The organism is Xaviernesmea rhizosphaerae, from assembly GCF_001938945.1.
Taxonomy (GTDB): domain Bacteria; phylum Pseudomonadota; class Alphaproteobacteria; order Rhizobiales; family Rhizobiaceae; genus Xaviernesmea; species Xaviernesmea rhizosphaerae.
The window spans coordinates 39,462-60,724 of record NZ_MKIO01000037.1; the positions used below are offsets into that span (position 1 = coordinate 39,462).

The 21,263-nt window shown below is 64.7% G+C and carries 18 protein-coding genes; 5 read left to right on the top strand and 13 right to left on the bottom strand.

Annotation, left to right across the window (positions count from 1 at the left end; genetic code table 11):
- Positions 1–228: 228 nt before the first annotated feature.
- Positions 229–993, top strand: coding sequence for a histidine utilization transcriptional repressor HutC (gene hutC / locus BJF92_RS16770; RefSeq protein WP_075635904.1), 765 nt, complete (start codon positions 229–231; stop codon positions 991–993).
- 132 nt (positions 994–1,125) lie between these two features.
- Here hutC and BJF92_RS16775 read toward each other — a convergent pair whose 3' ends face one another.
- The 5 genes from BJF92_RS16775 to osmF all read right to left on the bottom strand — a co-directional run bounded on the left by BJF92_RS16775 (position 1,126) and on the right by osmF (position 5,512).
- Positions 1,126–1,371 (bottom strand): DUF982 domain-containing protein, encoded by a 246-nt coding sequence (locus BJF92_RS16775; RefSeq protein ID WP_075635905.1) that lies wholly within the window; start codon positions 1,369–1,371, stop codon positions 1,126–1,128.
- Positions 1,372–1,503: 132 nt separating this feature from the next.
- Positions 1,504–2,208 carry an ABC transporter permease gene (locus BJF92_RS16780; protein ID WP_075636011.1) on the bottom strand — a complete coding sequence of 235 codons (705 nt, stop codon included), beginning with the start codon at positions 2,206–2,208 and terminating at the stop codon, positions 1,504–1,506.
- 59 nt (positions 2,209–2,267) lie between these two features.
- The gene (locus BJF92_RS16785; RefSeq protein WP_075635906.1) at positions 2,268–3,203 is read right to left on the bottom strand and encodes an ABC transporter ATP-binding protein; all 936 of its coding nucleotides are present in this window, start codon (positions 3,201–3,203) and stop codon (positions 2,268–2,270) included.
- Positions 3,200–4,381, bottom strand: coding sequence for an ABC transporter permease (locus BJF92_RS16790; protein ID WP_075635907.1), 1,182 nt, complete (start codon positions 4,379–4,381; stop codon positions 3,200–3,202). Before BJF92_RS16790 ends, BJF92_RS16785 begins: the two co-directional genes overlap by 4 nt.
- Before the next feature lie 225 nt (positions 4,382–4,606).
- Positions 4,607–5,512 carry a glycine betaine ABC transporter substrate-binding protein OsmF gene (gene osmF / locus BJF92_RS16795; protein ID WP_075636012.1) on the bottom strand — a complete coding sequence of 302 codons (906 nt, stop codon included), beginning with the start codon at positions 5,510–5,512 and terminating at the stop codon, positions 4,607–4,609.
- Between the two features lie 426 nt (positions 5,513–5,938).
- On the opposite strand from osmF, the gene BJF92_RS16800 reads away from it, so the two are divergent.
- On the top strand, positions 5,939–6,136 hold the full coding sequence (locus tag BJF92_RS16800; RefSeq protein WP_075635908.1) for a DUF3008 family protein: 198 nt from the start codon (positions 5,939–5,941) through the stop codon (positions 6,134–6,136).
- 93 nt (positions 6,137–6,229) lie between these two features.
- Here the strand turns inward: BJF92_RS16800 and mqo are convergent, their stop codons facing one another.
- Positions 6,230–7,954: a malate dehydrogenase (quinone) gene (mqo, locus tag BJF92_RS16805; RefSeq protein WP_075636013.1), complete on the bottom strand. Its 1,725-nt coding sequence runs from the start codon at positions 7,952–7,954 to the stop codon at positions 6,230–6,232.
- A gap of 307 nt (positions 7,955–8,261) precedes the next feature.
- Positions 8,262–9,182, bottom strand: a complete 921-nt coding sequence (locus tag BJF92_RS16810; RefSeq protein ID WP_075635909.1) for a DMT family transporter — start codon at positions 9,180–9,182, stop codon at positions 8,262–8,264.
- 660 nt (positions 9,183–9,842) lie between these two features.
- Here BJF92_RS16810 and BJF92_RS16815 point away from each other — a divergent pair.
- Positions 9,843–10,937, top strand: coding sequence for a DUF475 domain-containing protein (locus BJF92_RS16815; RefSeq protein ID WP_075636014.1), 1,095 nt, complete (start codon positions 9,843–9,845; stop codon positions 10,935–10,937).
- 80 nt (positions 10,938–11,017) lie between these two features.
- On the opposite strand, the gene BJF92_RS16820 is transcribed toward BJF92_RS16815, so the two are convergent.
- From BJF92_RS16820 to BJF92_RS16840, 5 genes are all read right to left on the bottom strand, one after another.
- Positions 11,018–13,042, bottom strand: coding sequence for a response regulator (locus BJF92_RS16820; RefSeq protein ID WP_075635910.1), 2,025 nt, complete (start codon positions 13,040–13,042; stop codon positions 11,018–11,020).
- Positions 13,032–13,913 carry a CheR family methyltransferase gene (locus BJF92_RS16825; RefSeq protein WP_075635911.1) on the bottom strand — a complete coding sequence of 294 codons (882 nt, stop codon included), beginning with the start codon at positions 13,911–13,913 and terminating at the stop codon, positions 13,032–13,034. The genes BJF92_RS16820 and BJF92_RS16825 overlap by 11 nt, the downstream gene beginning before the upstream one ends.
- Positions 13,910–17,068 carry a response regulator gene (locus BJF92_RS16830; RefSeq protein WP_075635912.1) on the bottom strand — a complete coding sequence of 1,053 codons (3,159 nt, stop codon included), beginning with the start codon at positions 17,066–17,068 and terminating at the stop codon, positions 13,910–13,912. Before BJF92_RS16830 ends, BJF92_RS16825 begins: the two co-directional genes overlap by 4 nt.
- Before the next feature lie 253 nt (positions 17,069–17,321).
- Positions 17,322–17,840 (bottom strand): DUF992 domain-containing protein, encoded by a 519-nt coding sequence (locus BJF92_RS16835; protein ID WP_075635913.1) that lies wholly within the window; start codon positions 17,838–17,840, stop codon positions 17,322–17,324.
- 404 nt (positions 17,841–18,244) lie between these two features.
- Positions 18,245–18,748 carry a hypothetical protein gene (locus BJF92_RS16840; RefSeq protein WP_075635914.1) on the bottom strand — a complete coding sequence of 168 codons (504 nt, stop codon included), beginning with the start codon at positions 18,746–18,748 and terminating at the stop codon, positions 18,245–18,247.
- A 303-nt stretch (positions 18,749–19,051) separates the two neighbouring features.
- On the opposite strand from BJF92_RS16840, the gene BJF92_RS25815 reads away from it, so the two are divergent.
- Together BJF92_RS25815 and BJF92_RS25820 are read left to right on the top strand one after the other, a co-directional pair.
- A complete protein-coding gene (locus BJF92_RS25815; RefSeq protein WP_176218663.1) occupies positions 19,052–19,207 on the top strand; it encodes a hypothetical protein in 156 nt (51 codons plus the stop codon).
- A gap of 368 nt (positions 19,208–19,575) precedes the next feature.
- A complete protein-coding gene (locus tag BJF92_RS25820; protein ID WP_176218664.1) occupies positions 19,576–19,749 on the top strand; it encodes a hypothetical protein in 174 nt (57 codons plus the stop codon).
- Positions 19,750–20,124: 375 nt separating this feature from the next.
- Here the strand turns inward: BJF92_RS25820 and BJF92_RS16845 are convergent, their stop codons facing one another.
- On the bottom strand, positions 20,125–21,222 hold the full coding sequence (locus BJF92_RS16845; protein WP_075636015.1) for an OpgC family protein: 1,098 nt from the start codon (positions 21,220–21,222) through the stop codon (positions 20,125–20,127).
- Between the last annotated feature and the right edge of the window lie 41 nt (positions 21,223–21,263).

The following is a 21,263-nucleotide window of genomic DNA, read 5'->3' on the forward strand; positions in this document are numbered from 1 at the left end:
GATGACCAGAACCAAGGCTCGAACGCACGGACGCTGAGCGAGCACCCCTGGGGGATGACCGTCCTGATCCTTGCCTCGAACGAACCGCCGATCTGCCGCCGGCTTGCCCGGTCACGCAGATCGCGCTTGACCGGGAGGTTGTATATGGCAGCATAGGGAATATGAGGGCTGACGCAAGAGGCAAAATCACTTAAGAGGCAATTTCAGGCGGTGCAAAAGGATTGGGCAATGAAACGTTCGGACGGACTCGGCCGGCAGGGAGCGAAGGGGGAGGCAACGCCGCTCTACAGGGGTGTGAAACAGGCCATTCTGGATCGCATCCACAGCGGCGAATGGCCGCCGCGCCACCGCGTGCCCTCGGAAAACGAGCTGGTGGCCGAGCTGGGCGTCAGCAAGATGACGGCCAATCGCGCGCTGAGAGAGCTCGCCAGCGAGGGCGAACTGGTGCGCATCCAGGGCGTCGGCTCCTTCGTGGCGGAGCGCAAGGGCTATTCCGCCCTGTTCGAGGTGCGCAGCATTGCCGAGGAAATCGCCGAACGCGGCCATGTTCACGAGGCCGCCGTGGTGGTTCTGGCCCAGGAAACCGCCTCTCCGGAGGTGGCGGACGCGCTGGAGCTCGAGATCGGCGCGCCGGTCTTCCACTCTCTGATCGTCCACAGCGAAAACGGCGTGCCGGTGCAGGTGGAGGACCGCTTCGTCTGCCCCGAGGCCGCGCCCGCCTATCTGGAGCAGGACTTCACCCGGATCACGCCCAATGCCTATCTGACCGCCGCAGCCCCCCTCTCCGGCTCGGAGCATGTGGTGGAGGCAGCCATGCCGCAGCCCTGGGAATGCAAGCTTCTTACCATTCTGCGCACCGAACCCTGCCTGATGATCCGCCGGCGAACCTGGTCGGCCAATCAGGTCGTCTCGCTGGCGCGGCTGATCTATCCGGGCAATCGTTACCGGCTGGAGGCGCGCAATGGCCGGATGTTCGAGGAACAGCCGCGCTAACTTGTATATGGGACTTGGCACGTGCTTGACGGAGAGACGGGACAATCGCGTTGGCCCGGGACCGCAACCAGCGCAATCCCGCGTCGAAGGCCCCGATCAAACGGCGAGCAGGCTTCTCAGCGCGATCGGGCCTTACTCCCGGATCTCGATGCCGGCCTCATGCGCCGCGGCGATGAAGGCGAGCCGTGCGGCTTCCGCTGATGCCTTGCCCTTCATCGCGGCCTCCAGCGTCTGCAGCGCACTGTCCAGCGCCTTGCCCTCTTCCAGGGGCCAGTCCTCGATCAGCGCCCAGGAGGCTTCCTGGATGTTTCGGATGGTGGTGACGGTGCCGGGCTCGCCCAGCGCCAGGGAAACGGGCTTGTTCCAGTCCTTGCTCAAGCGGATGGCCTCCTGATGTTCATGTCCCTCCCGTAGCGCCAATCATCTGATATGGCGAGGCGGGACATGCGTTTTCGCAGGCCGATACGACCAGCCCACCGTCGGCAGCGGTGTCGGCCGCGAGCGCGATCCTCAGCCCTTGGCGGACGGACGGCCGGCGCGCCGCGCGGCGATGGCTTCGAGCAGCATGAAACCCTCGTTCAGCAGAATGGCCAGCGCCGCAACGACCAGGCCACCCTGCAGCACGAAGGCGGTGTTGCCCGTCAGCAGGCCGGAGATGATCACCTCGCCGAGCGTGGAGGCGGCCACCGTCGAGCCGATCGTGGCGGTTGCCAGGGCGATGACGGCCGAAAGGCGGATGCCGGAGAGGATCAGCGGCAGGGCCAGCGGCAGTTCCACTTTCATCAGCCGCTGGGTCTCGGTCATACCGCAGGCCGTGGCCGCCTCCCGTGCTTCGGGGGCCAGTTCCGTCAGCCCGGTCAGCGTCGTCTCGAAGATCGGCAGGAGACCATAGAGGAACAGGGCGACCAGCGTCGGCACCGGGCCGAAGCCGAAGATCGGCACGGTGAGCGCCAGAACCGCAACGGGCGGGAAGGTCTGGCCAATATTGGCGACCGCCCGGGCCAGCGGCAGGAAGGAGAGACCCGCCAGCCGCGTGGTCGCGATCGCCAGGCCGACAGCCGCGATCGTGGCTGCAAGCGTTCCCGCCGCTACCAGCGCCAGATGGTTCAGCGTCAGGAAGAGCAGAGGGGCCTGGGTGTAGATCGGCGCCGCGCCATTGCGGGTCAGCGGCGCGAAAAGCCCTGAAAAAGCCTCCGGCATGGCCAGAAAGGCCATCAGGCACACCAGAAGCAGAAGGGTCGGAAGACGGGCGGGCGTCACAGGGGCTGCAGGCGTCACTGGGGCCCCGCTCCCCGGCGCTCCAGTGCCGCCCGCGTCACACGGCCGATCACGCGGCCGTCTTTCGCCACCGGCAAGGCCTCGCGCCGCGACCAGAGACTTTCGGACAAGGCGGCGCGCATCGACATGTCGGCCGGAATGGCCGCGCCCGGCGCCTCGCCACTCTCGATCATCTCCTCCACCGTGGATAAGGAGAGGAGGTGGAAAGCCCGGTCGCCCGCGCCGAGCAGGCTGCGCACGAAATCGGTGGCGGGGGCCGCGACGATCGCATGCGGCACGTCATATTGCACCAGCCGCCCGGCATCCATCACGCCGATGCGCGTGCCGAGATGCAGGGCCTCGTCCATATCATGGGTCACCAGAATGATCGTCGTGCCATAGGCCTTCTGGATCGCCAGGAGATCCTCCTGCGCCTTTTCGCGAATGATCGGATCGAGCGCGCCGAAGGGCTCGTCCATCAGAAGCACGGGCGGCTCGGCGGCCAGCGCACGTGCCACGCCGATGCGCTGCTGCTGCCCGCCCGAGAGCTGATGCGGCATGCGGTCGCGAAACAGGGCGGGATCGAGGTGGAAGAGCGACAGGAGCTCGTCCACACGGGCCGATATGCGCTTGGCATCCCAGCCGAGCAGCGAAGGCACGGTGGCAATGTTCTCGGCCACGGTGCGATGGGGAAACAGGCCATGGCCCTGAATGGCATAGCCGATGCCGCGGCGAAGCGCATGCGCCGGCAGGGTGCGGTTGTCCCGCCCGCCGATCAGGATGCGTCCTGAGGAGGGCTCCACCAGCCGGTTGACCATGCGCAGAAGGGTGGTCTTACCCGAGCCCGAGGTGCCGACGATCACGGCGATCTCGCCTGTCCCAACCCGCAGGGAAACATCCGCCACGGCGGGCCTGTCGCCATAGAGGCGGCTGACGCTGTCGAAGTCTATCATCGGGTCTCCTGTCGGCGGCTGAGGTCGATCAGGGCGTCGAAGACGATGCCGGCCGCAAAGGCCATGGCGACGGTCGGAAGGGCGCCGAGAAGGACGAGATCGGTGGCGGTCTGGCTGATGCCCTGGAACACGAACACGCCGAGCCCGCCGCCGCCGACAAGGCCGGCGATGACGGACAGGCCAATATTCTGCACAAGGACGATGCGCACGCCGGTGAGGATGACGGGCAGCGCCAGCGGCAGCTCGACGCGCAGAAGCTTCTGCCAGGCCGTCATGCCCATGGCATCGGCCGCCTCGCGCGTCCGCTCGGAAACCGCCTCGAAGCCGGCAATCGTCGAGCCGACGATCGGCAGCAGCGAATAGGCGAAGAGCGCGATGAAGGCGGGCGCCACGCCGATGCCGGCAATGCCGAGCGCTGCCGCGCCGGGCACATGCGCGCCGATCCAAGCAAGCGGGGCGATGAGCAGCCCGAACAGCGCCATGGAGGGAATGGTCTGCAACACATTCAGCGCGGCCAGCGCGGCCCGACGCAAGGTCGCAACGCGCCGCAGCAGCATGGCGAGCGGCACGCCGACCACGACGGCAGCCAGAAGCGAGAACACCGAGAGGCCGGCATGCACCCACAGCTCCCGCAGGAAGGCATCCGAACGGCTGGCATATTCGCGCAGCACCGACAGATCGCTCCAGAGACCGGAGGCAAGAAAGCCAGCCAGAACCCCGGCCGCCACCACGAGCGCGGCGATCCGGCCTGAAGGCGAAAGCCGCAGGCGCACCAGCGCATCGCCCGTGGCCAGGGACAGCGCGAACAGAGCAAGCCAGGCACCGGCGCCGGGCGCGACGCGCGCATAGGCACTGCCCGGCGGCAGGAGATGCGAGGCGCCGGAACCGACGGCCAGGCCGAGACCGACCAGCCCGGCAACGGCCGCAGCAAGCCGCAGCCGCGCATCGGCCCGCGAAATCAGGATGAGGACGACGAGCGCGGTTATGATCCCGCAGGCCATCGGCTGCAGGCCCGGCAGCGCCTCCCAGGCGAAGGCCCCTTGAGCCGGGGCGATGCGGTTCGGCCGCAAAAGCATCAGCGGCTGGAACAGGAATGCAATGGCCACGATCGCGGCAAGCGTCGCGCCCAAAGGGTCGATCAAGGCGCGTCGCGATGCGGCAAAGGCAGGCTCAGCCATCCTGGACCCAGTCCTTCCGGTCCATTTGTCCAAGCATGACGCCCCATCCCGCTAGAGCATCAGACTGAAAATCGCACGCAGTCCGATGCTCTAAGTTTTTGTTTTCGCATTGGATTTTTCCGAAAACCGGTTCCCACTTTTCGGTCCGATGCTCTAGGCGCGGGATACAGGCGGCAGGGCGCTGCCCGGCCACCATGGCCGTTCGATGAAGCCGGGCAGCCGCCATCACTTTGCCAGGCCGTTCTTGGCGAGGAAGTCGGCCGCGACGGCCGCCGCCGGCTCGCCGCCGACCTGCACCCGCCCGTTCAGGCCCTGAAGGGTCTTGAGATCGAGCTTTTCAAAGATCGGCTTCAGGATCTCGGCGATCTCTGGATGCTCCTTCAGCACGGCTTCGCGGATGATCGGTGCGGGGCGATAGACCGGCTGCACGCCCTTGTCATCCTCCATCACGACAAGGCCCGCCTCGCCAATGCCGCCATCCGTGCCATAGACCATTGCGGCATTGGCGCCGGACGTGCCCTGCGCGGCAGCCGCGATCGTCGCCGCCGTGTCGCCGCCGGAGAGGGTGATGAGCTGGTCGGGTTTCAGCTGGAAGCCATAGGTCGTCTGGAAGGCCGGCAAAGCGGAAGGAGAGGTGATAAATTCGGAAGACGCGACGAGCTTCACCGCGCCGCCGCCCTGAACATATTTGCCAAAGTCGCTGAGCGTCTTCAGCGAGGCGCCATCGGCCACCGCCTGCTTCAGCGCGATAGCCCAGGTGTTGTTGGCCGAGGCCGGCTCCAGCCAGACGATCTTGTTGGCCGCATAGTCCAGCTCCTTTGCCTTCTCATAGCCGGCCTGCGCCTCCTTCCAGACCGGCGACGCGGCCTCGTTGAAGAAGAAGGCGGCATTGCCGGTATATTCGGGATAGATGTCGATCTGCCCCTGCAGCAGCGCCTCGCGCACGATCGGCGTCGCCCCGAGCTGGATCTTGTCGCTGACGGCGATGCCCCTGGACTTCAGCGCCTGGAGAATGATGTTGCCGAGAACCCCGCCTTCGGTGTCGATCTTGGAGGAGACGACGACATCGGCATAGGCGGGCGCGCTGGCAAGAACCAGGGCGGCCAGGGCTGTGAGCAGGCTTTTCTTCATCGGCTTGTCCTTTCTGGACATCAGCGGGTTTGCATCATGACGCCGGCTAAGAAGACCGGACGGCAGGTCGAAAACGGTGTCGAAAGGAAGGGCGCCGCGTCGAAAGGAAGGCATCCGCGCGGCCGGTTTTTCGCCCATACGTTCGGCAGGCCGAACCCGATCTCAATCACCTGACCTGCGAAGATAGGGGAGCATCGCCGCGGAAGAAGATGGGCTGCGCCATCGCGCTGAAGGTCGCAGCCGGATTTTAGCCCTGCGCGCTTGGCCGATCACCGCGCATAGCGCGCCCAGGCAAGGCCGGACGTACCACGGGCGCGGTCAGGCGCCAAAAGCGAAGGCGCCGCTTTGGGGACAAAGCCGGCGATCTGGGGGAACAATCGGCGCGCGGCCGGGGTTGGATCGCATCGATGCGATGGAGGACCAGCAATGCCTGCCAAATCGAAAGCACAGCAGATGGCAGCCGGGGCCGCCTTGTCGGCCAAACGCGGCGAGCGGCCGATGCGCTCGCTCAAGGGCGCCTCGAAATCCATGGCCAAGTCGATGAGCGAAACCGAACTCAGCGACATGGCCTCGACCAAGCAGAAGGGCAAGCCGAAGCACGTCTCGCAAGAGCGCGCGGATTAAGCACGCCGCCTTTCAGCGTCTTTAATGCACCTCATGCAAAAGGCCCCGCCGGCAGGTTTGCCAACGGGGCCTCTTACTTAAACCGAGCTGCGATTACGGCGCGAAGTCATGAACCGGCTTTGCGGCGTCCGAAGCGGTCTGCACCACTGGCTGGCTTGCGGGCGTCACGGCGGCAAGCGTGATCTGCGGCGGCGTTGGCAGCTGCAGATGCTCGCTGGTATAGGCCCATTCCGCCTGAACCTTGGACGGATCGTCGTTGAGCTGCGTGCCGTAGCTGGGAACGATCTGGCGGATCTTGGCCTGCCATTCCGGCGTCTTCACCTTCGCGGCAAAGACCTTTTCCAGGACCTTCAGCATGATCGGCGCGGCGGTCGAGGCACCCGGCGATGCGCCCAGCAGGGCCGCAATGCTGCCATCCTTGGCGGCGACGATTTCGGTGCCGAGCTTCAGCACGCCGCCCTTGTCCTTGTCGCGCTTGATGATCTGCACGCGTTGGCCGGCCTGCCACAGGCGCCATTCATCCTTCTTGGCATTGGGGAAATATTCCCGCAGGGCCTGATAGCGGTCTTCGTCCGACATCATCAGTTGGCCGGCGAGATATTCGACCAGCGGATATTCGTCGATGCCGACGCTCATCATCGGCCAGGCATTGCTTGTCGTGGTCGAGGTCAGAAGGTCGAAATAGGAGCCTTCCTTGAGGAACTTGGTCGAGAAGGTGGCGAAGGGCCCGAAGAGGATGACGCGCTTGCCGCCGAGCACGCGCGTGTCCAGATGCGGCACCGACATGGGCGGCGAGCCGACCGAAGCCTTGCCATAGGCCTTGGCGAGATGCCGCATGGTGATGTCGGGATTCTCGTTGATCAGGAAGGAGCCGCCGACGGGGAAGCCTGCGTAATCATCGGCTTCCGGAATGCCGGACTTCTGCAGCAGGTGGATGGCGCCGCCGCCGGCACCGATGAACAGGAAGTTCGCGTCGATGCTCTCTTCGCGGCCGTCCTTCGTGTTGCGATGCGTCACGCGCCAGCTGCCATCGGCATTGCGGCTGATGTCATCGACTTCCGCATTGAGCTTCAGGTCGAACTTCGGCTGGCTCTGCAGCGAGGCGACGAACTGGCGGGTGATCTCGCCGAATTCCATGTCGGTGCCGAGCGGCGTCCAGGTCGCGGCGATCTTCTGGGAGGGATCGCGCCCTTCCATCATCAGGGGAACCCACTTGGCGATCGCGTCGGGATCGGTGGAGAAGTCCATGCCGGCAAAGAGCGGGCTGGCCTTCAGCGCCTGATAGCGCTTTTCGAGATAGGCAATATTCTCTTCACCCCAGACGAAGCTCATATGCGGCGTGTGGTTGATGAAGGAGCGCGGGTTCTTCAGCACCCCGTTGCGCACCTGCCAGCTCCAGAACTGGCGGGAAATCTGGAAGGCCTCGTTGATCTCGACGGCCTTGGAGATGTCGATCTCGCCATTGGCCTTTTCCGGCGTGTAGTTCAGCTCGGCCAGCGCCGAATGGCCGGTGCCGGCATTGTTCCAGCCGTTGGAGCTTTCCAGCGCCACGCCGTCCAGCCGTTCGAGCAGGGTGATGGACCAGGAAGGCTCGAGTTCGCGCAGCCAGACGCCGAGCGTCGCGCTCATGATGCCGCCGCCGATCAGCAGCACGTCGACCTTGCCGGTCGCGCCGGAGGCGCGGGCCGCACCGCTGGTCAGGGCCGCCGCGCCCAGGCCCGCCGCAGCGGAACCGACGAACTGGCGCCGGTTAATCTTCAGGCTATCGGATGCTGCGTTCAAGGGCGATGCGCGCCCGGTATCTTTGCTGGAGACCATGTCGTTTTCGCCCTTTTTCAGGAGATCGCTGAGCTTGCGGTGAAACAACCGCGCCGCGAGAAAAATCGAAAAATCTGATGTTTCAGTTAAATGCCCGACCACAGCGGCCGGGACTGCGACAGTATGAACCGCAGCGACATTTCGTCACTGAAGATGGCTTATTGACCGCCATTAGGGGAATCTGCGCACCTGCGCAAGCAAACGGCAGTAGCTGATCACGGTTTCGTGATCGTGACCTCGCAGCCATGCATTGCTGTCCTGCAATATGAACAAACCTGCAACGCAAAATGGCGCGTGCCGGATGGTCTTAGACGACCTCGGCCACGGCGGCAGCGCGCCGTGTCTTCTGCTCCCGGAAGAAGATGAACAGGCCGGAGACCACGATCAGCGCGGCACCGACGAGCGCATGGGTGCCGGGAATGTCGCCGAAGATCAGCCAGCCAAAGAGGATGGCCCAGAACAGCAGAGTATACTGCAGCGGCACGACCATCGCCGCATCGGCAAGCTTCAGCGAGCGGTTGACCAGGAGATGGGCGCTAAGGGCGACGATGCCCAAAAGGCCGAGCAGGCTGAGACTGACCGGCGTCAGCGGGCTCCAGGCCTCGGGAAACAGCGCCAGGCCGAGGCCTGCGGCAAGCAGCGCGCTCACCACCTGCCAGGTGACGAGCGTGAGATCAGGCGTCTCACGCAAGCGCCGCCCCAAAACCACCGCACCGCCATAGGCCAGGCTGCCGCCCAGCGCGACCAGAGCAGGCAGGGAGAAGGAGGCGCTCGAGGGATTGAGCGCGATCAGCACGCCGGAAAAGCCAATGAGAATGGCGATCCAGCGCCGCCAGCCGACCCGCTCCCCGAGCACCAGGGGCGAGGCGGCGGCGACATAGATCGGCACCGCCAGCCAATAGGTCATGGCATCGGCCAGCGGCATGAAGGCGACGCAATAATAGAAGGCGAGCGCATCGACCGAGAAGAACAGCGCCCGAAGCATGTTCAGCCCCGGCTGCGGAACGAGGACGAGGCTGCGCCAGCCGGCCCTCACCATGAACGGCGCCAGCACCAGGAGCGCCGCCACGCTGCGCACGGTCATCACCTGGAAGGCGGAGTGGCTAGCCGCCATCCATTTGCCCAGCACGTCGTTGAGCGAAAACATCAGCATGCCCGCGAGCATGAACAGGACACCAGCGCGGGCGGCGGAGACACCTTGCGGCATTGCGACGGTCTGCACGGCCATGAACGGGCTCCGGCTCTGGACGGCTGCACGAGAGCATCGACCGGAACGGGCTCCGGCAAATCCGTACGGCGGACGTCGCTTGGGACTCTCTTCTCTTATCGGCGTGAGCCCGCGCGGCAATGGCTTTCGGCCCGGCTTCTGCCGCCCATGGCCAGCGATGGTCTGACATGCAGACCTGGCCGGCGCGGCGGCTTGGCGAGCGCGAGAGCTGGAGAAACCGCTTTCTCAAGGCCTGACGACGTCAGCGAGCGGTGACAGATTCGCTTGGGCCGATCCAGTCGCCAAAAGCGATGGTCGCATCAAAGTTTGTGTGGTCACATACATGTCTAAAACACGACGGAACAGCCATGATTATGACGCGATCGGAGGTTTGGGACTTGACCTTCAACCCCGTCTTGCTATTTGCTCATCTATAGCTGCCGCCTTAAACGTCGTATTCTCCGCGCGCAGCGATAAACTTGGTGCCGGGCCCCTCTGGCGAGAGTTACGGCGCTCTCGTGATGTCGGTACCGCCAGCAATCAGCCGGCGGAATCTTGATCCAAGATGACACCCCAACTTCCGATCTCCGATCGGCGCGGCGTTTTGCCGTGCCGGATTTTCCTGTTTCGTGACCGTTGCGGCCCTATCCTTTCGGGCCTGACCTTCTGCGGGAGGGCGGCATGACCCAGCCTTCTTCGCACACCTCGACGCTGGGCTATTTCAAATGGTCCTTCATCGTCACCGCCATCGGCCTGGCGCTCGGCGCATGGCTCGGCTGGAACACCACGGGCACCGTGGGCGGCATGGCCTCCGTGTTCTTCATCTGCACCGTGCTCGCCGTGCTGGAAATCTCGCTCTCTTTCGATAATGCCATCGTCAATGCCAACAAGCTCAAGGATATGACGCCGGTCTGGCAGCAGCGCTTCCTGACCTGGGGCATCCTCATCGCCGTCTTCGGCATGCGTATCGTCTTCCCGCTGCTGATCGTGGTGATCGCCGCCGGCATCGGCCCGATCGACGCCGTTGTTCTGGCGGCCGCGCGGCCGGACGAATATGCCCGGATCATGAACGAGGCGCATCTGCCGATCGCTGCCTTCGGCGGCACCTTCCTGATGATGGTAGGCCTCAGCTACTTCTTCGATCCGGACAAGGACGTACACTGGATCGCGTTTCTGGAGCGCCGGCTTTCGGCCGCAGCGGCGATCAAGGGCATCGAGATTGCCTTCGTGCTGATCCTGATCCTCGGCTTCTCGCGGCTTCTGGAGGGAGCGGAAGCGACGCTGTTCGTGCACTCCGCGCTCTATGGTCTGGTCACCTTCCTGATCGTCGAGGTCATCGGCGGCCTGCTGGATGCCTCGCAAAAGACCATGAGCGAGGCGGCGAAGGGCGGCCTCGGTGCCTTCATCTATCTGGAAGTGCTGGATGCCAGCTTCTCTTTCGACGGCGTCATCGGCGCCTTCGCGCTGACGCAGAACCTCTTCGTCATCGCCATCGGTCTCGGCATCGGCGCCATGTATGTGCGCTCGATGACGATCATGCTGGTGGAAAAGGGCACGCTCGCCCATTACCGCTATCTGGAGCACGGCGCCTTCTACGCCATCCTGATCCTCTCGGTGATCATGTATGTGCAGACGCTGTTCCACATTCCCGAAGTCATCACCGGGCTGGGCGGCGCGGCGCTGATCGGCGTCTCGCTCTGGTCGTCGATCCGCTACAACCGGCAGCATGCCGGGGAAACGCTGACGGGACACGCGCCGGCCGGACATTCGGCATAAAGGCAGCGACCCACGGAGCGGACAGCAGAGGCCGGCGGAGCGATCCGTCGGCCTTTTTCATGCCGTGGCTTGGCTACCCGTCACGCCCCCGTGGGCAGGACGGCGGCCAGCGCCTGGAGAAGCTGCCGGTCGGTGAAGGGCTTGGACAGGATCGGCAGATGGCGGAAATCCTGCGGCAGGCTTTCCTGGGTGTAACCCGTGACGAACAGAACGGGGATGCCGCGCCCGGTCAGCATAGCGGCGAGCGCATCCACCGCTTCCCCCCGCAAATTGCCATCGAGCAGGACGGCATCGGCCACGCAGTCGCGTGCGATCGCCATGGCCGAGGCCATGTCGCTGGCGCTTCCGGCGAGATCGAAGCCGGCTTCCGCCAGCCGCTCCGCCAGATCGAGCGCCACGAGCGGCTCGTCCTCGATGATCAGGATCCGCCCCTTGCCGCCCGGCGCGTCGCTCTGCGAGGCAGCGCGCTGGAGGGTGGATTTCGGCACGGATGTCTGTGCGGCACCTGCATCGGCTGCGCCAAGAGCAGGAGCAGGAGCAGCCGATGCCTGCGCGCCCGCCGGGCCAGGCGCCACACCTGGTACCGTCGAGCCTGAGACCGTCAAGGATGACTGCGGCTGCTGTTGCTGCTGAGCCTGGACCGGTGCACCTGTGGTCTCCGCCGCCGATACGGGAGGCTCCTGCCTCTCCCTCAGCCTTCCCGGCGCGGGAAGAGGGCCTGCCGGGCCGAGAATGAGGCGCAGGCGCCAGGTCAGCCCGGTCTCGTCGCGCTGCATCTCGGCATCGCCGCCCTCCGCGCGCGCACTCTGCTGGATCAGCCGCGTGCCGAAGCCCTTGCGGGTGACCTCTGCCATCGCCGGGCCGCCCCGCTCCCGCCAGACGAGATCCAGTCGCTCGTCCGCCAGGGTCCAACCCAAGGTGATCTGCCCCTCGGGCACGGAATGGGCGCCATATTTGCCGGCATTGGTCGCCAGCTCATGCAGGATCATGGCCAGATGCAATGCCTGCTGCGGCTTGAGCTGGATTGCCGGCCCTTCTGCCAGGAAACGCGTGGGGTCGAGCGAGCCGAGGCTGAGCTGCTCGCGCAGAAGCTCCTCCAGGCTCGCTCCGCTCCAGCTCGTGGCGCTGAGAAGCGCATGCGCCTTGGAGAGCGACTGGATGCGCCCGGAAAAGGTCACGGCGAAGTCCTGGGGATCGGCGACATGGCGCAGCGTATGGCTGGCGATCGCCTGGACGGTGGCAAGCGTGTTCTTGACCCGGTGATTGAGCTCGCCCATCAGAAGCCGCTGGGTCTCTTCCGCCCGCCGCCGCTCGGTAATGTCGAGGATCTGCACACTGAGCGACAGGCGCGCCCATTCCTGGCTTCCCCCCTGCCCCAGCGCGGACAGATAGCACTCCGTGATCCGATCCGAACCATCGCGATGCGACAGCCTGATCTCGCAGACGGCGCGGCCATCGCCGGCTTCCCGCATCAGCCGCCCGGCCTCTTTCGCAAAATGCCCGGCCTCCTCATCGTCCATCCAGCCGATCTGGCCGAAAGAGCGGCCGACCACCTCGCGCGCCGTCCAGCCGAGAAGCCGCTCGGCCCCTTGCGACCAGGAGGTGACCGTCAGTTCGCGGTCGAAATCGACGAAGGCGAGCGGCGAATTGTTGGTATGGGCTCTCAGCTGCGCGAGCGCCCGGGCAAGCTGCTCGCTGTTTTCGGCGAGCGCCTGGCGCTGGCGGGCAAGATCGAAGAACACGCCGACCTTGCTCTTGAGAATGCCCGAGTCGATCGGCTTCTGCAGATAATCGACCGCGCCGGTTTCATAGCCACGGAAGCGCCGGCTCTCGTCGCTGGGCAGCGCGGTGACGAAGATGATGGGAATGGCGCGCGTGCGCTCGAGCCCGCGCATCAGCTCCGCCAGTTCAAAACCGTTCATCTCGGGCATCTGCACGTCGAGCAGCGCCAGCGCCACCTCATGCACCAGAAGAAGTTCAAGCGCCTCGGCGCCGGACCGGGCCTTGAGCACCGTCAGCCCGTCACGACGCAGCAAGGCCTCGAGCGCCGTCAGGTTCTCCTCGAGATCGTCGACAATCAGAAAGGTGATCGGCCTAGGCGACATGGTGGCGTCCCTCGTCGTCACGCGGCGCCAGTCGCTTGCGATAGATCTTCTCGCGCCCGGCAAACTCATTGAAATTGTCGTTGTGGCGCGAAAAAGCCAGGGTTTCCTGCAGTCCCAGCCCGAGAAAGCCACCACGCACCAGCGATTCGTCGAACAGGCCGATGGCGCGATCCTGCAGGGCGCGGTCGAAATAGATCAGAACATTACGGCAGGAAACCAGGTGCACCTCGGCAAAGACCTGATCGGCCACCAGATTGTGCTCGGAAAACACGGTCTGCGCCCGCAGCGTCTTGTCGAAGACGGCGGCGCCATAGGCGGCCGTGTAATAATCCGACAGCGAGGAGCGGCCGCCCGATGCACGATGATTGTCGGTGAAGAGCGCCATGCGGTCGAGCGCATAGATGCCCGCCTCGGCCTTGCGCAGCGCCTCGGGGTTGATATCCGTGGCATAGAAGATGGTGCGGCTGGCCAGCCCTTCCTCGCGGAAAAGGATGGCCATGGAATAAAGCTCCTCGCCCTCGCTGCAGCCGGCAATCCACACCTTCAGCGAGGGATAGGTTCTCAGATGCGGCAGCACCTCCTCGCGCAGGCGGCGGTAATAACCGGGATCGCGAAACAGCTCGCTGACCTGCACGGTCAGGAAATCCAGGAGCCTGGTCATCACGCCCGGCTGATGCAGCACGAGATGCTGGAGCATGGACAGGCTCGAACAGCCGAAATGCTGGCAGGCCTGATCCATACGCCGGATTATCGACGCCTGGGAATAGCCGCGAAAATCATAATGGCTGGCGCGGTAGATCGCTTCGAGGAGCAGGCTCAGCTCGATCTCCCGGGTCTTGGCCAGCTTTTCGATCATCAAGTCTTCGCTCATCGCGCCATCCACACCCGCACCAGCGAGAGCAGCTTGTCGACATCCAGCGGCTTGGTGACGTAATCATTGGCGCCCGCGGCCAGGCATTGCGCCTGATCCTGCGGCATGGCCTTGGCTGTCAGCATGATGATCGGCAGATGATTCAGCCGGAAGCGGCTGCGGATCTCGCGCGTGGCGGTCAGGCCGTCCATTTCCGGCATCATCACATCCATCAGCACGAGATCGAAGGGCACGGCACCCTTCTGCTCCAGCCCCGTCTCGATCGCCTTCAGGGCCTCCAGGCCATTGCGGGCAATGGTGACGCTGGCGCCATGGGTCTCGAAGATGCTGGTCAGCGCATAGACATTGCGTACATCGTCCTCGACCACCAGAATGTTGCGGCCCTCCACCGTCTCGTCGCGGTTGAGCGACTTGGCCAGCATCTCCTGCTGGCGGTCGGGAAGGGCGGAGACGACCTGATGCAGGAACAGGGTCACCTCGTCGAGGAGCCGCTCCGGCGACTTCGCCCCCTTGATGATGATCGACTTGGCATAGCGGCGCAGCCGGAGCTCGTCATCGGCCGACAGGTCGCGGCCGGTATACACGATGACAGGCGGGAAGGAGAGCGTGCCGTTTTCCTTGAGATGGTCGAGCACATCCAGGCCCGAGGCATCCGGCAGGGTGAGATCCAGCACCATGCAGTCGAAGCTTTCGCGCGTCAGCATGTCGATGCACTCGGCCGCCGTCTTCACACCGACCGTGGTGACACTGCGCGAGCCCAGGAGAAGCTGCACGCTTTCCAGCTGGGTCGCATCGTCCTCGACCACAAGCACCCGGCGCACCGGCTCCTGCAGATTGTTTTCGATGCCTTCGAGCGTCAGGGCCAGTTCATCGCGCTTGACCGGCTTGAGCGTATAGCCGGCAGCCCCCAGCGCGCGGGCTTTCAACGTATAGTCCGCGCCGGACACGACATGGACCGGGATATGGCGGGTGCGCAGATCGTGCTTCAGCCGGTCCAGCACGAACAGGCCGGTGTGATCGGGCAGGCCGATATCGAGAACGATGGCATGCGGCAGATATTGCCGGGCCATGATCACCCCGTCATCCGCCGTGCCGGCGACGATGCACTGGAAGCCGAGATCATGGGCGAGGTCGTAGAGAATCTCGGCGAAGGCCGGATCGTCCTCCACCGCCAGAAGCACGCGTTCGCCGGCGCGCAGCATTGCCCGGTCGTCGCGGATCGGCACGGGCCGGTGCGCCGGCGGCGTTTGTAACAAAGGCGGCTGTGCCAAAGGCTGAATCGGCGGCGTTCTCTCCGAGGAATGCGGGCCGACCGCAAGCACCGGCGCGATTTCGCCGCGGCTGACGGACGCGCCTTGCACAGGCTCGGACAGGCCGAGATCGGCATCGATCGGCAGCGTCAGCGTGAAGGTGGAGCCCTGGCCTTCCGCGCTCGACACGGCGATACGGCCGCCCAGCAGGGTGCCAAGCTCGCGCGAGATCGACAGGCCGAGGCCGGTGCCGCCATATTTGCGGCTGATCGTGCCATCGGCTTGGCGGAAAGGTTCGAAGATCGCCTTGAGATTGTCGGCCGAAATGCCGATGCCGCTGTCGCGCACGCTGAAGGACAAGGCGTCGTTCTCGCGCGCCACCGTCAGCGAGACTTCGCCCTTATGCGTGAATTTCAGCGCGTTGGAGAGGAAGTTCTTCAGCACCTGCTCCAGCCGCTGCGGATCGGTGACGATCGTCGGCGGTACTGTGGAATTGGCGAGGAGCTGCAGATCCAGCCCCTTCTGCACCGCCGAGGGCTCGAAAGTCCGCCGCAGCTTGTCGAGCAGGGTCGAAATGGCGACCGGCTGCATCTGCAGCTCGACCTGGCCGGCCTCGATCTTGGAAATATCGAGAATGTCGTTGATCAGCACCAGGAGATCATTGCCGGCCGCGCCGATGGTGCGGGCGAACTTCACCTGCTCCTCGGTCAGATTGCCGGATTTGTTTTCGGCGAGCAGCTGGGCAAGGATCAGCAGCGAATTGAGCGGCGTGCGCAGCTCATGCGACATGTTGGACAGGAATTCAGACTTGTAGCGGCTGCCCTGCTCGAGATCGCGCGCCTGACGCTCCAGCTCGGAGCGGGCGCGCGTCAGCTCGTCGCGCTGGGTCATCAGCTCGTGGGTCTGTGCCTCCAGCTCGGCATTGTTCTGCTCAAGCTCGGCCTGCTGATGTTCCAGACGCTGCTGGCTTTCCTGCAGGCTGCGGCTCTGGGCCTCCAGCTCGTCATTGGCCGCGCGCAGCTCGTCGCTCTGGGCGCGCAGCTCGTCGGCCTGCTGGCGCGTCTCTTCCAGGAGCCGGCGCAGCATGCCGCGATATTCGGCCGAGCGGATGGCAACGGCCATCTTGTCGGACAGCCGGCCGAGAAGCTCCTCCACCGGCCGGTCGATCGGCTTGAGAAAGCCGAGCTCGATCACCGCATGGACGGTGCCGTCCGCGGCGACCGGCGCGATCATCAGCCGGCGCGGCAGACTGCGCCCAAGCGCCGAGCCGATATAGAGGTAGTTTTCAGGAACGTCGCTGAGATCGATCAGCCGACCGTCACGCGCGACCTGGCCGATCAGCCCGTCGCCGGGCAGGATCTCCGCCGGCACCGGTGCATCCGAGGGCAGGCCAAAGGCGCCGAGGCGGGCAAAGCGTCCCTCGCGGTTAACGAAGATCGCGGCGCCCTGGGCTCCGAGATAATCTACCAGGAAGGTCAGCATATTGTCGGAAAGCTGCTCCACCGATTGCTCGCCCGACACACGGGCGGCCATGGCGACCTGTCCCTGGCGCACCCATTCCTGCTGGCGCACCTCCACCTTGTTGCGAATAAAAGAATAGCCGCTCGCGGCGATGATCCAGCAAATGATGATGCAGAGGCTACGGTTGAGCTGGGCAAGTTGCACAGATACGCCATCCGGCGCCAGGAACAGGCCTATGACGATCAGAACCGTGGAAACGGCCGCCAGGATCAGGGGCGTCGAGGCACGCGAGGTCAGGGATGAAAGGGCGATGGCCAGGACATAGACCAGCCAGTTCGCGGTTCCGAGCGGAAGAAGAATATCGGCCAGGAACGCAAACGCGACCATGACCACCAGAACAGCGTGAAGCCAGGGATCGAACCGGCCTTCGGAAATCGCCTTCATCAAATATAATGCTCCCAGCGGAGCGGCTGTTCATTCAATGCGCCCCTAATCGCCGGGGCGAGAGATAGGTTAGCCCGCCTGCCCGGTCCAGATCCGCCAGAAGGCAAAATTAACTTTTGGCGACAGATCGTCGTCAAGCGTACCGATCTTGTCATCAATTCGCGCGAAAGGGACAGATCGCCGAGGACGTCGAGGCAAAAAGACGAACGGGCACGAGACCCAAGGCCTCATGCCCGTTCCTGACCATCCCGCCTCAGCCAGCCGGCGTCAGCGTGACCGAGGTGCCGGTTGCGGCGAGGTTCAGGCCCAGCTGGCCGCCGATGCTGACGGTCTGCAGCTGGATCGACCCGGCGGTTCCGCCGACCAGCACATTGGCGCCGACGCCGGCAAACACCGTGACCTCGGCGGTTGCGCCCTGATAGAGACCGCCGAGCGAGCCGCGGTGATAGCCGGCGGTCGGTGCGAAGACCGCCCAGACGATCCGGCCCTGTGTGGTAAAGCCGAGATCGACGCCCATCTTGCGGATCGTGCCGGTATAGCGATCGGTGGTGCCGCGCGTGGAGGTGAAGACGCAATCGACGGACTTGGCCGAGCCGATCACATAGCCCACGCCGCCGCCGACATTGCAGCTCAGCATGCCGATCTTCACGCCATCGCGGCTGTCCGTATCCTGATAGGTCGGAGCGGCCTCGATCATATCGGCAGCGGAAACGGCATTTGCGCCGACGAGGGCGCCGGCCAGAGCCAGAACGGTGGTAAGCTTTTTACGCATGGTGTCCTCTTTCAACAATCGGGACAGAAATGATGAAGCCGGGCATTTCGTTCCCGACTCACATGTCAATCGGCTAAAACTGCGGCGATTGATGGATGCCGCAAGCGCATCGTGCCGGTGCCAGGGTGCATTTTCGACGTCCACAGTACTTGGCATCTGTTCGAGATCGCCAGACAGGGCGCAAGCCGTGCAGTGCCGTCCTGCCTTGCGGCCGGGACCGTCGAGAACGACCTCGACAGCAATTAGGCAGGAAAAGCCGGCAAACAAGATGGCGCCACGCCGGCACCGCATTGATCAGGCAAGGGCCGGCAGGAACGCGAGCGGAGCAGCGCCATGCTTGCCCTGTCGAAAGATCGGGCCAGAAGGCGAAACCCGGTTCGGGCCGATGCTCTGGTGCGATGCAATCAGGCCTGCTCTGTCGGATCCGCCTCACCCTGCGCCGGCTGGACAAGCCAGGCCGAGAGCGCGGCCACCAGGGCCAGCCGCAGGGCGGCGCCATGGCGCAGCGCGCGCTCGAGCGCCGGTCCTTCCGTAGAAAAGCCGAGGTGACGCGCAAGCGCGGCGGGCGACAGTTTCTCCTGTGTCATCTTCAGGGCGATGCGCTCGACAGTGGCCGGCAGCAGATAGCGGCCGGAGGCGATCGGCGGCGCCGAGGCCGCTTCGGGCAGATACCCCTTCTTCGACAGCCAGGTGAGAAACTGCCCGCGCGCGGCCTCATCCGCCTTGGTCCACGCCTTGCGCAGGCGGCGCGCGCCCTCGGCCATGGCTTGCGGATCCGGGACGCGCGCTGCTGCGGCGCCCTCGGACGCGGCCGGTTCGCCCGTCGTGGCGGCGGGTTGGGTTCCCTCACCGGCCCCGGGCGGCATCGGCGCGCTCAAGCGATCTGCGCTCTTCGTCTTCCTGGCCATTCGTGTCATCTTGTCTCCGCAGCATCACACTGGCTCTATAGCACAGCCAGGCGGGGCGGAAAGCGCAGCAGCGGTAGGCTCATGTTTTCGCATCATATTCCGACGGGGGAGCTTAAGTTTGTTGGCACGGCCGTCTTGACGGGCACCGGCGAAGCAGTCAGTTCTGCGGCCGCCTCGACAGCAGGTCGCCATGGGCTGCCCACCGCGTTCGGCTCATCTGCGCCGGGCGCACAAGCCCAGCACAAGCCTCTCTGTCTAGTTCTGGCTCGGCGTCGAATGATTCGACCTCAAGGAGACGACAGGATGTCGAACGAAAATCATATCTCGAGCGAGCCAAGCGAAGAGGCGATCGCGCTTTTTCTTGCCAATGACAATGGCGACGCTCTGACCGACCTTCTGGTCGCTGCCCTCGACGAGGCATTCGACGTGCTGAGAGACGCCAGCGGCACCCTGCACTGAGCACCAGGCGCACCCCGCCCCAGGGCGGATGCCCGAAGACACTGAAGCCTTTTCCTGACGCATAGGCCGGACAATCCTGTCCGGCGCCCGCGTCGGCAGCCCTCCCCCGCCTTCCTGCCTCCCACGACACGCCATAGGTTCCGTGCCACGGCACGCGGTCCAGCGCGGGACGGCCCCCCTCTCCTGTCCAAAACTTATGCGCGACCGCCCCAGCGCTTCGGCAAGCCGACGCGCACGGCATCCATTCGTCTCTTTTCGCTTACGGCGGCCCTGCCCTGACTGCATGGCAGCACTGTGCCCTTGTTCATTGTGACAACGCGCCGGGACGCCCATATTGTCCCTGTAAACGACAGATCAGGAGAAAGACGATGACCACCCCGAACAATGCACGCAAGGCAGGTTTCCTTGGCCGCGCCATCGCTGTGTTCGGCGCAGCATCGGCCGCTGCTGCAGCCGTCGAAAGCGGTCGCCGCCCCCGCGCCCAGGATCTCGGCACGCTCGGCATCGACCCGGCCGCATTCAACTCGGTCGGCCGCCGCTAACGCATGTCCTGCAAACGTGGTCACAGCTATTGCGATCACGACATGCAGCATGACACGTGACTGAGGCTCGGGCAGCGCATCCAAAGGATCGCGACGGGCTTTAAGTCACAAAGTCGCGCCCCTGGCCTGCCGGTGCCTACAGTCATCCGGCGGCATGCGAGACAGCCTCATGGGAGACAATCCTAGGGGCGAACCAGTCTGGAACGGAACACGAGCGCGGCGAAAGCTGCGCTTTTTTGTTGCCGAAAACCCGCCGGGAAGAGCCGACTTCTGTGGATCGGTCTGTGTGTGCGCCTTCCGCGCCATCAGGCATCTCTTCGCCGCCGCCCCCGGCTTGCGAGCAGCCCAGAAGCGCACGGCCCCAGCCAAGCGACCTTATGCCGCCAGAGGTGCGGCAGGTTTGGTCAGCGTGCTCAGCCAGTCGAGATAGCGGGCATAGGCGAAATGCAGCGCGATGCCGGCCATGACGAAGAGCGTTCCCCAGAGCGGATCGTGCCCCGTCACGAACATCAGCACCTGGCCGAGCATGGCGAGGATCGTTCCAAGAATGAAGATCGGCAGCGAGTGGCGGCCAACGCGCACCAGCGGATGGTCCATCGGCAGGCGCGCCCAGCCGCTGATCGAGGGGATCACGGCGCAGAGATAGCCAACCGCCAGCACATGCAGGAGGCGCGGTGCGGAGAGGAAGGTCTTGTCGAAGCCGGTCAGCACGGCCGGCAGGCCGAAGGACATGTCGTAGTGCCAGAGCGAGCCAGCAACCCAGAACAGGCTGATCAGCACATAGCCGCCCGCCAGTCCGATCAGCAGCGGATGGCGCGGCAGCGGTCGGCCCTGCTTTGTGCGCATCATGCAGACGATGCCGATGGCAAACAGGAACTGCCAGGAGAAGGGATTGAGGAACCAGTAGCCCTCATCCAGAAAATTGGCCGGCACGATGTGAAACAGGCCGGCCGACAGCCAGAGCGCACCTGAGACCGCCATCAGCAGGCCGGCGGAGATGTTGCGCAGCAGCAGCATGCCCGGCAGCACCAGGAGCACGATCGCATACATAGAGAGGATATTGTTGTAGCCGAGCTGGTGGCCGAGCAGCACCATGGCGACAATGCCCTGTTCGGTATGATCGACCAGCGGGCGAATGTTGATCTCGCCGACCAGCTCCTGCCGGCCGAAATAGAGCGCGCCCCCGGCAAAGATCGCCAGGGTGATGATGCTGGTCATGATATGCGCGACATATAGGGTAAAGGCGCGGCGCCAGATCTTGATGGCGGTGGCGATGCGCTTGCCGGGCACGAATTTCCGGCCATAGGCGAGACCGGCCGACAGACCGGAGATCAGCACGAAGGCCTCGGCCGAATCGGAGAAGCCGAAATTCTTCGAGGTCAGGTGTTCCAGATACTGGCCGGGAACGTGATTGATGAAGATCATGATCAGGCAGATCGCCCGGAAGACGTCCAGCCTGGTGTCGCGCGCCATCGGCACCGGCTGGGCCACTCTGGCCGGTGCTGCGGCGAAGG

Excerpts from the sequence above, each read along its gene's own strand:
- BJF92_RS16835 (WP_075635913.1), bottom strand. The coding sequence starts at position 17,840 with ATGCGTAAAAAGCTTACCACCGTTCTGGCTCTGGCCGGCGCCCTCGTC.
- BJF92_RS25815 (WP_176218663.1), top strand. The coding sequence starts at position 19,052 with ATGTCGAACGAAAATCATATCTCGAGCGAGCCAAGCGAAGAGGCGATC.
- BJF92_RS25820 (WP_176218664.1), top strand. The coding sequence starts at position 19,576 with ATGACCACCCCGAACAATGCACGCAAGGCAGGTTTCCTTGGCCGCGCC.
- BJF92_RS16840 (WP_075635914.1), bottom strand. The coding sequence starts at position 18,748 with ATGGCCAGGAAGACGAAGAGCGCAGATCGCTTGAGCGCGCCGATGCCG.
- BJF92_RS16825 (WP_075635911.1), bottom strand. The coding sequence starts at position 13,913 with ATGAGCGAAGACTTGATGATCGAAAAGCTGGCCAAGACCCGGGAGATC.
- BJF92_RS16830 (WP_075635912.1), bottom strand. The coding sequence starts at position 17,068 with ATGAAGGCGATTTCCGAAGGCCGGTTCGATCCCTGGCTTCACGCTGTT.
- BJF92_RS16800 (WP_075635908.1), top strand. The coding sequence starts at position 5,939 with ATGCCTGCCAAATCGAAAGCACAGCAGATGGCAGCCGGGGCCGCCTTG.
- mqo (WP_075636013.1), bottom strand. The coding sequence starts at position 7,954 with ATGGTCTCCAGCAAAGATACCGGGCGCGCATCGCCCTTGAACGCAGCA.
- BJF92_RS16790 (WP_075635907.1), bottom strand. The coding sequence starts at position 4,381 with ATGGCTGAGCCTGCCTTTGCCGCATCGCGACGCGCCTTGATCGACCCT.
- BJF92_RS16845 (WP_075636015.1), bottom strand. The coding sequence starts at position 21,222 with ATGGCGCGCGACACCAGGCTGGACGTCTTCCGGGCGATCTGCCTGATC.
- osmF (WP_075636012.1), bottom strand. The coding sequence starts at position 5,512 with ATGAAGAAAAGCCTGCTCACAGCCCTGGCCGCCCTGGTTCTTGCCAGC.
- BJF92_RS16820 (WP_075635910.1), bottom strand. The coding sequence starts at position 13,042 with ATGTCGCCTAGGCCGATCACCTTTCTGATTGTCGACGATCTCGAGGAG.
- BJF92_RS16810 (WP_075635909.1), bottom strand. The coding sequence starts at position 9,182 with ATGGCCGTGCAGACCGTCGCAATGCCGCAAGGTGTCTCCGCCGCCCGC.
- BJF92_RS16815 (WP_075636014.1), top strand. The coding sequence starts at position 9,843 with ATGACCCAGCCTTCTTCGCACACCTCGACGCTGGGCTATTTCAAATGG.
- BJF92_RS16785 (WP_075635906.1), bottom strand. The coding sequence starts at position 3,203 with ATGATAGACTTCGACAGCGTCAGCCGCCTCTATGGCGACAGGCCCGCC.
- hutC (WP_075635904.1), top strand. The coding sequence starts at position 229 with ATGAAACGTTCGGACGGACTCGGCCGGCAGGGAGCGAAGGGGGAGGCA.
- BJF92_RS16780 (WP_075636011.1), bottom strand. The coding sequence starts at position 2,208 with ATGGCCTTTCTGGCCATGCCGGAGGCTTTTTCAGGGCTTTTCGCGCCG.